Origin of the sequence: Bacteroides sp. D1, assembly GCF_000157095.2 — a bacterium.
In the GTDB taxonomy this organism is placed as follows: Bacteria; Bacteroidota; Bacteroidia; order Bacteroidales; family Bacteroidaceae; genus Bacteroides; species Bacteroides xylanisolvens.
On record NZ_JH114343.1, the window covers coordinates 442,527 to 454,993 of the forward strand.

General features: G+C 40.0%; 7 protein-coding genes. All 7 read left to right on the forward strand.

Annotation, left to right across the window (positions count from 1 at the left end; all coding sequences use genetic code 11):
• Positions 1–128 precede the first annotated feature (128 nt).
• Positions 129–2,138 (forward strand): glycosyl hydrolase family 95 catalytic domain-containing protein, encoded by a 2,010-nt coding sequence (locus tag BSAG_RS09260; RefSeq protein WP_008770549.1) that lies wholly within the window; start codon positions 129–131, stop codon positions 2,136–2,138.
• Between the two features lie 240 nt (positions 2,139–2,378).
• Positions 2,379–4,409 carry a hypothetical protein gene (locus BSAG_RS09255; RefSeq protein WP_004317113.1) on the forward strand — a complete coding sequence of 677 codons (2,031 nt, stop codon included), beginning with the start codon at positions 2,379–2,381 and terminating at the stop codon, positions 4,407–4,409.
• A gap of 165 nt (positions 4,410–4,574) precedes the next feature.
• The gene (locus BSAG_RS09250; RefSeq protein WP_004317114.1) at positions 4,575–7,679 is read left to right on the forward strand and encodes a SusC/RagA family TonB-linked outer membrane protein; all 3,105 of its coding nucleotides are present in this window, start codon (positions 4,575–4,577) and stop codon (positions 7,677–7,679) included.
• Positions 7,680–7,696: 17 nt separating this feature from the next.
• Positions 7,697–9,589 (forward strand): RagB/SusD family nutrient uptake outer membrane protein, encoded by a 1,893-nt coding sequence (locus tag BSAG_RS09245; protein ID WP_004317116.1) that lies wholly within the window; start codon positions 7,697–7,699, stop codon positions 9,587–9,589.
• 19 nt (positions 9,590–9,608) lie between these two features.
• The gene (locus tag BSAG_RS09240) at positions 9,609–10,754 is read left to right on the forward strand and encodes a SusE domain-containing protein (RefSeq protein WP_004317118.1); all 1,146 of its coding nucleotides are present in this window, start codon (positions 9,609–9,611) and stop codon (positions 10,752–10,754) included.
• A gap of 24 nt (positions 10,755–10,778) precedes the next feature.
• Entirely contained in the window at positions 10,779–11,291 is a 513-nt protein-coding gene (locus BSAG_RS09235; protein ID WP_004317120.1) for a hypothetical protein, read from the forward strand.
• Between the two features lie 31 nt (positions 11,292–11,322).
• The gene (locus BSAG_RS09230; RefSeq protein WP_004317122.1) at positions 11,323–12,387 is read left to right on the forward strand and encodes a family 43 glycosylhydrolase; all 1,065 of its coding nucleotides are present in this window, start codon (positions 11,323–11,325) and stop codon (positions 12,385–12,387) included.
• The last annotated feature ends 80 nt before the right edge of the window (positions 12,388–12,467 follow it).

Sequence of the window (12,467 nt, forward strand, 5' to 3'; positions counted from 1 at the left end):
ATATTATTTTTTAGTACGATTCTGGTTGATTTGTTATATCATTTGGTCTGGTTATTTCCTAATGATTGGCAGATACGCCCTATTTTTGTGTCGGATGTCATTAACAAATTAAATATATTATTTTTTATATGAGAAGTCTATTGATCGTATTTTATTGTCTAGTATCAGCTCTCACCATTAAGGCAAATGGACAGGATCGTTTGTGGAAGATACAGACAACTGATTATCACGGAACTTATTACGGGGCAACAGTAGCCAATGGAGGTATTGGTATCCTGCCGTGGAAAGAGCCGTTTTCTATTCGCCATGTCATGCTGAACCATGTTTTTGATTCTGCTACTCCTCAAGATGTGAGCCGTGTTTTACGAGGAATCAATCCATTCAATTTACAGATGCAAATTAATGGACAGACTGTAAATGGCGATAATATTTCGGGATGGGAACAGTGTATAGATATGAAAGAAGCTACTCATAATACGCATTTCATTTGTGATGGAAAAGCAGATGTGTCTTATAGTATCTGTGCTCTAAGAAATTTGCCTTATGCGGGACTAGTTCGTGTGGAGGTTACGGCACTGGGGGATATGTATTTGACAGTGTCAAATCCTATCGAGGTGCCTGATGAGTATAAAAACATAGGTTCGAAACTGGTCAATGTGAATGTTAATGGGAATGATATAAAAATAGTGCGTACTTGGGCTTTATCAAAACACCGTGAACAGAAAGTTTCGGCTTCTTCCGCATTTATTTATGATAAGAATTCTAACGTGCAGCAACAATATAATGGGAATGGGCAGATTTCTATTCCATTAAAGAAAGGAGAGAAATTCTTCTTTACTTTATTAGGTGCTGTTTGTACCGGGCGTGATTTTATAGATCCGTACAATGAGGCGGACCGTGAAGTTATTTATGGTGCGAAAGAGGGATTGGCGCGTCTGATGGATGGGCATCAGAAACTCTGGGACGAGATGTGGAAAGGTGATATTGTGATTGAGGGGGATGACGAAGCGCAGCGTGCTGTGCGTTTTGCACTTTATAATCTGTATTCCAATGCACGCAAAGGAAGTCGGTTGAGTATACCTCCTTTTGGGCTTTCTTCACAGGGATATAATGGACATATTTTCTGGGATACCGAATTTTGGATGTATCCGCCTATGCTCTTTATGAATCAGGGGATTGCACGAACAATGATGGACTATCGTACTGACAGGTTGGAAGCTGCTTGTCAGAAAGCATTAAGTTATGGATATGATGGAGCTATGTTTCCTTGGGAAAGTGATGATGCAGGAGAAGAGGCGTGCCCAACTTGGGCGTTGACTGGTCCTTTTGAGCATCATATCACTGCTGATATCGCTATTGCGGCTTGGAATTATTACTGTATGAGCGGAGATCAACGATGGTTGCGTGAAGAAGGGTTCCCTTTAATGGAGAAAGTGGCAGAATTTTGGGTAAGTCGTGTAGAAAAGAATGACGATGGTTCCTATTCGATTCGTAATGTTGTTTGTGCCGATGAATATGCAGAGGGTGATGATAATGCCTTTACGAACGGTACTGTTATTCGCGCATTACAGGATGCTACTAAGGCTGCTTTCATATGTGGGGTTAAAGCTCCGGTAATTTGGAAAGAAATAGCAGCAAAGCTACGTATCCCCAAATTTGAAAATGGAGTGACTATGGAGTATGATGGTTATAGTGGACAGGTTATCAAGCAGGCGGATGCTAATTTACTGGTCTATCCATTAAACCTGATTACCCGTCCGGAAGAAATTCGTAAAGATTTGGAGTATTATGAGGGGAAGATTGACAAAGGAGGTCCTGCAATGTCTTTCTCTGTATTGGCTTTGCAATATGCACGCCTTGGTGAGGGAGATAAGGCATATGAGCTGTTTGTGCAGAGCTTCCGTCCTAATCAGTTACCGCCGTTCGGTGTTCTTTCTGAGGGTGCAGGAGGTACTAATCCTTATTTCTCAACTGGTGCGGGGGGACTTTTGCAGACTGTAATCAATGGCTTTTGTGGTTTGGAAATTACAGATAACGGCATTAAACAATTGCCATCGAAATTGCCGGAACATTGGAGAAGGTTGGTAGTTAAAGGAGTCGGACCGGATGGTAAAACATATGTCCGGCTGCAGAAATGAGTTCAATTTTTTTGGTTGTGTAAATAAAAGTCAGAGGATGTATGCTTTGGGAGGGAAATTGAGACTGGAATTTCATTTATTGACCTGTTTTTAATATCCTAAGCTGGTAGAATTCCATATTTTTGTTGCGTATCACACAAGCTACAAGATGTTAGCTGTTGCTCAAGTTTGAAAATGAATTATTAATGTATTAACAGAACCAGTATTTATTTTATTACTGATTCATTTAATTGAATTTACATGAATTTAAAATGCTTATTTTGTGGAATACTTGTTGGGTTATATGTTGAGGCTATTGAAGCTGTCAATTATACTCCAGAAAAGATTTCAGCATCTATTTCCTTAAAAGTACCGGGAAATGAATCGGAAAAATACTCGCTGGATATGCGGCAGTTGAAGAATGACCGTTCATCTTATCTGTTGGAACCTTCAAAAGGTATTCCGATGGTAATAACTCAGAGAATGGAGGATATGAATGGTAAGTTACGCATCAATGTCAGTCTAACTGCATTAGAGGATGTTTATTTTAATTTTAGCGAGCAGTTGTCAACCGGTTTTAATCATGATGATTGCCAGTTCTATATGCCGGGGTTCTGGTATCGTCGCAATCTGCGATCTCCTAAGGAAGCACCTTCATTTCATACATCAGACAGCTGGTTGGTACGTGAGGATAGATTGAGTGCTCCTCTTACAGGTATTTATTCAGAAAAGGAAAAAAGCTTTGTGACAGTGAGTCGTATAGACAATTTTGCTAATGAGGTTTTGTCTACTCATCGAGAGGGAGAAATCATTCTTTCAGGTAAAACTTCAATAGGTTTTACTGGATTCGAAAATCAGAATGGAGTGGCAACACTTTCTTTCGGTTTTCCTTACCGTGAAGCACCTAAAAGCTATATTCGAAAATTAACATTGGCTCCGGCGGTAGAGGCTTTTCAGTCTCTGAAAAAAGGAGAAACAATGTTACTGACATGGGAGATTATGGAGAATAAAGCTGATGATTATTCTGATTTTATTCGGAATGCGTGGGAGTATAGCTATGACACTTATGCTCCGGCTCCGGTTGATACTCCTTATTCTATTGAGGATATGAAAGAAGTAATGAGCCGTTTCTTTGTCAATAGTCTGGTGACTGGTAATTCGTTGACTTTTAATTCGGGTATTCATTTGCGGACTGCTGATTGTCAGAGTAACGGCCAGGCAGAAGTAGGTTTTATCGGTCGTGTGCTTCTTAATGCATTCAATGCTTGGGAATATAGTTGGCAATGTGGCAGAGAGGATCTGAAAGAAAACAGTATGAAAGTATTCGATAGTTATTTGAAGAATGGCTTTACCCAAGCTGGTTTCTTTAAAGAATCGGTAAACTTTGATAGAGGGTATGAAGATCCTGTACATAGTATTCGTCGTCAATCAGAAGGAATTTATGCTATGCTTCATTTTCTTGCTTATGAAAAGGAGAATGGTCGTCGTCATCCTGAATGGGAGCAAAAGATGAAAAATATGCTTGATATACTTCTACAGTTGCAGCATGCGGATGGCAGTTTCCCCCGTAAATTCCACGATGATTTTACAGTAGTTGATGACAGTGGGGGAAGTACGCCTTCGGCCACTTTGCCTTTAATAATGGGATATAAATATTTTAAGGATAAACGTTATTTAGCCAGTGCTAAAAGGACAGCAGATTATCTGGAGAAAGTCTTGATATCTAAAGCTGACTATTTTTCATCTACTCTCGATGCCAATTGTGAAGATAAAGAGGCTTCTCTTTATGCTGCTACAGCAACTTACTATCTTTCGTTAATAACGAAAGGAGACGAGCATCGTCATTATGCCGACCTGACAAGAAAGGCTGCTTATTTTGCATTGTCATGGTATTATGTATGGGACGTTCCTTTTGCTCAAGGTCAGATGTTGGGTGATATCGGTCTGAAAACTCGTGGTTGGGGCAATGTCTCTGTAGAAAACAACCATATTGACGTGTTTGTTTTTGAATTTGCTTCGGTACTGCAATGGTTGTCAAAGGAATATGAGGAGCCACGTTTTGCCCATTTCGCAGAGGTGATCTCTACCTCCATGCGCCAATTGCTACCTCACGAAGGGCATCTATGTGGAATTGCTAAATCCGGTTTTTATCCGGAAGTCGTTCAACATACCAACTGGGACTATGGCAAAAATGGAAAAGGGTATTATAACGATATCTTCGCACCAGGATGGACAGTTGCATCTTTGTGGGAGTTATTGACTCCGGGACGTGCGGAACATTTCTTAAAATGACAGAAATAGGTCAGAAGATATCTCAATTATATTTTAATTTCATTTTGAACGATTTTTTTTAATTATTGGTTTATATGTTTTATTATATTTTATGTTGGTTGTCTACTTTTGCTCTCACTCAATATGAGATAAAGTATTTATTATGAGTTTTTTAAATTTAATATTATGGATTTGAAGAAAGCATTGTTTGTTTGCTTGTTGTTGTATTATGGAATAAGTGCTAACTCCGCTTTACCGGAACATTCTTCTATGTTTGGTAAGACTAATATGTCGGAGCAAGCGAAAGGTATTCGTATCAGTGGTACGATAACCGATAAGGACAAGAATCCTCTTCCTGGTGTGAATGTACGTGTACTGGAACAGACAGGGACTGGAGTGATTACGGATATGGACGGACACTTTTATTTGGATGTACCCGGAAAGAATTCCGTAATAGAGATTTCGTATATTGGTTTCAAAACTCAACAAATAAAAGTTGGAAGTAAGATTAACTTTGATGTAATTTTAGAAGAAGATATTGAAGCCTTGGATGAAGTTGTGGTTACTGGATATGGTAGTCAGAAGAAAATGTCGGTTATCGGTTCTATCGAGACATTACAGCCTAAGAAGTTACAGGTTGGTGCCACGCGCTCTTTGTCTAATAATCTGGCAGGACAGATTGCCGGTGTGATAGCGGTTCAACGTTCGGGAGAACCGGGTTACGATTCCTCGAATTTTTGGATTCGCGGTATTGCTTCTTTCTCTGGTGGACAATCTCCGTTAGTGTTGGTAGATGGTATTGAGCGCGACTTGAATAACATAGACCCTGCTGAAATTGAATCTTTCTCAGTATTGAAAGATGCATCGGCGAGTGCTATGTATGGTGTACGTGGTGCAAATGGTGTCATCGTTATCAATACGAAGCGTGGTAAAGTAGGAGCTCCTTCTGTCAATCTGCGTGTGGAACATTCTATTGCAGAGCCGACAAAACTTCCGGATTTTATTGGGGCAGCCGATCATATGACATTGATAAATGAAATAACAGAGAACAAGTCGCGTTTGCCTTTCAGCCAGGAGCAGATTGACAGAACGAGATATGGTTATGACAGAGATTTGTATCCGGATGTAAATTGGCTGGATGAAATAACAAAGGATTATGCTTATTCTACTCGTGCGAATCTGACCGTATCAGGTGGTTCTGATTTTCTGCGTTATTCGTTGGTTGGTTCTTATTTCGGTGAGAAGGGAATTATGGAGACGGATAAATCATTGCCTTATGATACGGGAACGAAACTAACTCGTTATAATATGCGTGCGAATGTTGACTTGGATGTGACTAAGACAACAGTGCTGCGTTTAAATGTCGGTGGGTTCCTTCAAACACACCGCAGACAGGCATTTAGTACGGACGATGCTTTTGATAGAGCGTTTATAACTTCCCCTTTTGTGTATCCTGCCCGCTATTCAGATGGGACTATTCCAATTATGGCTATTAATGATGTGAACCCTTGGGCAGCGGTGACACAGCGAGGTTACGACGTAGTTACAGCTTCACAGATTCAGTCACTCTTTGCTATTGAACAGAATCTGAAGATGATCACGCCGGGATTAAAAGCGAAAGTAACCTTTTCTTTCGACCGTTGGAATCAGAGTTCGATTACAAGGGGAAAGGATGCTACTTATCATAGTATTGCTACCGGACGTGACATTGAAGGTAATCTGATTCATTCGGTACTTAAATATGGAGATGAGTCTTTGGGACATGGAAATAAGGGGGAATATGGAAATTCGAGGGTGTATTTTGAAGGAACATTAACGTATGCTCGCACTTTCGGAAAGCATGACGTAGATGCATTGTTTCTGTATAATCAGCAAAGTTATGATAATGGTAGTGTACAACCTTATAGAAAACAAGGTATTGCGGGTAGATTATCTTATACTTTCGATAGCCGTTATGTGACGGAGTTCAACTTTGGATATAATGGTTCAGAGAATTTTGCTAAAGGTAAACGTTTCGGCTTTTTCCCTTCTGTGGCAGTCGGATGGTTATTGTCTGAAGAACCTTTCATGGATCGTTTCAGAAATACATTGAGTAAATTGAAATTAAGAGGTTCTATAGGAAAAGTAGGTAATGATGATATCGGAGGACGCCGTTTTGCCTATATAACAACATTGAATACCAATGCAGATAAGTATAACTGGGGTGATACAGGACAGATTGGTCGTACCGGTATTTCAGAAGGAGAAGTTGGAGTTGAAAATCTTACCTGGGAAACAGCTCTGAAAATGAACCTTGGTTTTGAGCTGGGATTATGGAATGAATTGGAATTACAGGTAGATGTTTTCAAAGAAAAACGTACCAATATCTTTATGCAGCGTAAGATTATTCCTTCACAGACAGGATTCTTGACTAATCCTTGGGCTAATTTTGGTGAAGTGACTAACCGCGGTGTAGAATTCTCCTTAAACTATAATAAACAAATTAATAAAGATTGGTTTGTAGGTTTCCGTTCTAATTTCACGTATGCTATCAACAGGGTGGACGAATACGATGAACCAGAAACTGTGAAAGGTACATACAGAGGATTGACAGGTCGTTCATTAAATACTTTGTATGGATTGCAGGCAGAAAGATTGTTTACAGAAGATGATTTCGATGCGAATGGTAATTTGAAATTCGGTATACCGACACAGGACGTTGGAGCTTCAAAAGTACGTCCCGGTGATATCAAATATATAGATATGAATGGTGATGGCATTATCACTGATGCGGATGAAGGATACATTGGTGGAACGGTAGACCCGCGTATTGTTTATGGTTTCGGAGGTAATGTAAGCTACAAAAACTGGGATTTGAATTTCTTCTTCCAGGGAACAGGTGATACTTATCGTGTGATTGGTGGAACTACGTATTTCATTCCGGGTAGCGGACAAACATTACAAGGGAATATTTACTCTAATTATAACGACAGATGGACAGAAGAGAACCCTGCTCAAGATGTCTTCTGGCCGAGACTGACGGAGGAGCCTAATAGACAGAATTACCGGAATTCCACATGGTGGAAAAAGAATATGCGTTTTATGCGTTTGAAAACGTTGGAACTTGGATATACTTTACCGCAATCTGTAACTGATAAGATACATTCCAAAGCTATTCGTTTTTACGTGAGTGGTAATAACTTATTTTGTTTCTCTCCTTTCAAACTGTGGGATCCGGAATTAAATACGAACACCGGTCTGCGTTATCCGGCTATGCGTTCTGTAATGTTTGGAGTTGACCTGAATTTCTAATTAAAAAAATGACGATAATGAAACTTAAGAAATATATAGTTGCCGGTTTAATAGGCATTGTATCGTTGGGTTCCTGTACGTATCTTGATAAAGAACCGGATACGGAAATTGACATAGACATGGTCTTTGAGAATAAGACAAAAGTAGAATCATGGCTGGCCAATGTATACAGCCGTATCCCTAATCCGGGTAATGACTGGCTAAATACGTATGGTTGGGAAGTGTTTGCAGATGACTTGACTGCTTCTGCACGCTGGCAGCAATGGGACTGGCCCAATATCACCAAGATTTTTGGTGGATGGACACCGAATACACAATGGGCAGGAAATTTCTGGGATGGTCTTCCGAGAAAAATACGTCAGGCTTATATTTTTATAGAACGTGTACACGCATTACCTGATTCCGACCTTCCTCAGAGAGAAGTGGATTATATGAAAGCGGAAGCACGTTTTCTTGCAGCTTATTATTGGTGGCAATTATTGGAAGCATATGGGCCTATTCCATTCAGACCGAATTATATTGCCCCGACTGACTTTACTCTTTCAGATTTGATGGTGGGACAAAGGCCATTTGATGAAGTTGTCAGTCATTTGGATAATGAAATGTTGGAAGCATCTAAACAATTACCTGCTGTATGGCAGAGTGTGGAGAAATATGGGCGAATAACTTCAGTCATGTGTCTGACTGTTCGTGCGAAGATGTTATTATTTGCTGCAAGCCCGTTAGTAAACGGAAATGAGTGGTATATCGGGCATAAGAATAAAGAAGGTGAGGAATTGTTTAACTCTACTTATAGCCAAGAGAAATGGGTGAAAGCGGCAGAGGCTTGCAAACAATTACTTGATGTGGCAGAGCAAGCTGGTTATCGTTTGTATGTAGAATATAATGATGAGGGAGAAATTGATCCGTTCACTTCACTTGAGAATCTTTGGTTTACAAAATTTCAGGATGGAAACAAGGAAATATTGTTCCCATATACAAAAGAAGATGCTTATCAAAGTTATCAGTTCTACACAAACAAGGCGGTTACTAAAGAATATGGTGGCGGAAATGGTTTGGGCGTATATCAAGGATTGGTGGATGCTTTCTTTATGAAGAACGGACTTCCGAAAGACGATGACAATTCAGAATATGTAGAAGAAGGTTTCTCGACAAAAGTAGAAGCTAGGTCTACCAATTGGACTGGCGGAACAGGGCAAAAGGGAGAAATAACTGCCGAAGGTACATATAATATGTATTGTAACCGAGAGCCACGTTTCTATACGGCAGTGAGCTATAATGGTTCGTGGTATGCTTTGGCAGGGCGTAAATTTGAATTTTTTAAGAATCAGAGAGATAATGACTATACACACGATGCCCCCCAAAATGGTTATTTGGTTCGTAAAAAAGTATATCCGCAAGATAGTCCGAAGAATGGTAGTTATAAATGGCGGCAAATGTTCTTGTATCGTTTGGCAGCTTCCTATTTGGATTATGCCGAGGCCGTTAATGAGGCCTACGATAATAGAGCATCTCGTGAGGATGCATTGAAATATGTGAATAAAGTCCGTGAACGTGCGGGTGTACGTCAATATACGCTGAATACTGTAGCACTGGATGATCCCAAATACATCCATGTTGATGATAATCAATTAGCTGTGCGTGCGATCGTTCGTATGGAACGTCGTGTTGAACTTTGTTGTGAAGGATCACGCTGGTCGGATATTCGCCGTTGGAAAATTGTAGAACAACTTCCGGAGATGTGTGGAGATGATTATGGTATGAACTTTGCAGGAATAAATAGTCAGGAATTTTACAAGAGAACCGTTTTTCAGACCCGTGTTTGGAAAAAGGCGATGTATTGGCTGCCGGTATATATAGATGAGATGAATAAGAACACGAACTTGGTCCAGGCGCCTTTCTGGAATTAATAAAATGAAAAGCATAATTATGAATAAGATAATGAAACTAATATGCTTGCTCTTTCTTATGTCGATAGCAGCGAGCTGTAATAAAGATCCGGAGTATTACGCGCTTGAAACTCCTGTAGATCAGATGCTTTTGAAGGCTTCTTCTACTGAAATTACTTTGGAGAAAGAGAAGGAGAATGAAGTTGCTGTTTTATTTACATGGGATGCTGCGGCTCAACGTGGGGGAGCTGATGCTACTATCACCTATTTTTTCAGAATGTATATGGCAGATTTACATTCTAATGTGACAGATTTGTATGAGATTGAATCGGAGGAACGTTCCATTAGTTTTACGCATAAGGAGTTGAATGATATACTGGCTTCCTGGAGTGTACTTCCTGGAGATAAGGTGACTATTGAAGCAGAGGTTATAGGACAGGTCAATTCATCTGTAGAATACTTGAAACCGGAGTTGTCGAAGACGCAATTGGATGTGATCGGATATGATAAGAATGCTACTGCGATATATATGGTGATGGTGGATGATGCTGGAGAGAAAACTGTTCGCCGAATGACCGAGAAGGTTGTGGGTTCAGGAGTATATCAGTCGACAGCAGAATTGAAGCCATGTGAGTACTTCTTTGCACTTAGTCCGGATTCTGATTATCCATGCTACATGAAAGCTGAGAATGGAGATAATTCTTTGCAATATGTGGCAGAAGCAGGGAATGGTGAGATGTTTGAAAACACAAAGAGCGGTACCTATACAATAGTTGTGGACTTAAATCGTTTGGATGTGAATATCGTTAGTATTTACCCTTTACCGCAAGATGGGATTTGGATTGTTGGCGATGCCAGTACCATCGGATGGGATTGGGGTAAAATGAAAAAGGAAGGTGCATTTGTGAATAATGATCCACGCCATCCAGAACGTTGGACGTATACAGGTAACTTTTATGGCGGTAAAGAGTTTAAGTTGGCGTTGGAGCCGAATGGAGCAGATTTTGCAGGAAAATTCTTTTTTGCTCCTTCACAAGGAGCAAATCCGGGCGTAGAACATGAACTCGGAGAAGCAAGGTATCAGGATAATGGCGGTGACTTGAAATGGATTGTTGCTGATGATGGTAAATACATTTTGACAGTAGACCTTAATGAGATGAAGATATATTTGGAGCCGACTGAATAATCTCCATAAGAAGTAAATTAAAATATGAAAATCATGAAAAAACTGTTTATAATACTATATCTGCTTACTAATATATTTGTATTGGGAGCATGTGGAGATGTGGAAAGTGAGGGTGACCCACAACCACGTGTACCGAGAGTAGAAGTGGAATCTGATGATTATTATGTACAGATTACACAGGAGAATATGGATGGGGTTGCTTTTGTCTACCGTTGGCTGGATATAGAAACAGCATCGAAGTATGTTATGACTTTAGGACTGCAGGTAGATGGAGAAATAACTGAAACAATGGGTGTGGAAGATAAAAGCATACTTACTTATAACGGAGTACGCGAACAGCTTTTTACCAATCAACAGATAATGGAATATATGAAAGCTTTTGGAGTGGACGAAAAAGAAGCTCAGTTTAGCATTACATTGGAAGCGTTTCAGTCGGATGGTATGCCAATTACTTCAGAAATGGACAAAGAATCAAAGACTTCCATAATCCATATTGTATTGGGACCTGGTGTTGAATTGAATTCGAGTATGGAATAGATTAGTAAAATTAATAAAAAACTGAGAACTTATGTTATACTTACAACATACGATTACGCTTGGAATACTCTCCCTGCTTACATGGGGGTGTGGTAACAGCGATAAACAAAAAGGTGAAGCAGAACAAGCTCCATTGGCAGACAAAGTGTGGTATTCAAATCCTGTCATCGATTCCGATAATCCGGATCCGACAGTGATAAAAGCGGAAGACGGATATTTCTATTTGTATGCTACCGGAGGAAATACATGGATACACAAATCCAAAGACTTGGTTCACTGGACTTATGTGGGCGGTGCTTACGAGGATGATAAGAAACCGTCATGGGAACCGGAAGCAGGTATTTGGGCACCGGATATCAATTATATCAATGGAAAATATGTGATGTATTACTCCTTGTCCAAGTGGGGAGGTGGAGCAACTTGTGGTATTGGTGTTTCTGTTTCGGACAAGCCGGAAGGACCGTTTACTGATCAAGGCAAATTATTCCGTAGCAATGAGATCGATGTTCATAATAGTATCGACCCTTTCTATATTGAAGATGATGGTAAAAAATATCTTTTCTGGGGAAGCTGGTATGGTATTTGGGGTGTTGAATTGACTGAAGACGGTCTTGGACTGAAAGGAGGTATTGAAAATGCAAAAGCGACAAAAATACAGGTCGCTGCCAATACTGGAGGTACCAATGCTTATGAAGGATCATATATCTTGAAAAGAGGTAAATACTATTATTTGTTCTGCTCTACAGGCACTTGCTGTGACGGTGCAAATAGTACATACCAGACAGTTGTGTGTCGTTCCACCGAGCTTTTTGGTCCTTATTTGAATAAATCAGGTGACAACATGAATGATAATAAACATGAGGTACTGATACACAGAAATGATGCGTTTCTAGGGACAGGGCACAATGCTGAAATAGTGCAGGATGATGAAGGTAAAGATTGGATTATCTATCATGCTTACCGGACTGCCGATCCATCTTTAGGGCGTGTAGTATTGCTTGATAGAGTTTATTGGGATGACGATGATTGGCCGTATCTCGTAGGGGACGGACCGGTTGTGAAGGCGGAAGCTCCGACTTTCAAGAAGAGTAAGTAGTTGACATAGGGTGGTTGTAGCTATGATAACTGCAACGACCCTATTTTATTCTCGAATTATAAATTTATTGCTTTTAAATG

Excerpts from the sequence above, each read along its gene's own strand:
- BSAG_RS09260 (WP_008770549.1), top strand. The coding sequence starts at position 129 with ATGAGAAGTCTATTGATCGTATTTTATTGTCTAGTATCAGCTCTCACC.
- BSAG_RS09235 (WP_004317120.1), top strand. The coding sequence starts at position 10,779 with ATGAAAATCATGAAAAAACTGTTTATAATACTATATCTGCTTACTAAT.
- BSAG_RS09250 (WP_004317114.1), top strand. The coding sequence starts at position 4,575 with ATGGATTTGAAGAAAGCATTGTTTGTTTGCTTGTTGTTGTATTATGGA.
- BSAG_RS09240 (WP_004317118.1), top strand. The coding sequence starts at position 9,609 with ATGAATAAGATAATGAAACTAATATGCTTGCTCTTTCTTATGTCGATA.
- BSAG_RS09255 (WP_004317113.1), top strand. The coding sequence starts at position 2,379 with ATGAATTTAAAATGCTTATTTTGTGGAATACTTGTTGGGTTATATGTT.
- BSAG_RS09230 (WP_004317122.1), top strand. The coding sequence starts at position 11,323 with ATGTTATACTTACAACATACGATTACGCTTGGAATACTCTCCCTGCTT.
- BSAG_RS09245 (WP_004317116.1), top strand. The coding sequence starts at position 7,697 with ATGAAACTTAAGAAATATATAGTTGCCGGTTTAATAGGCATTGTATCG.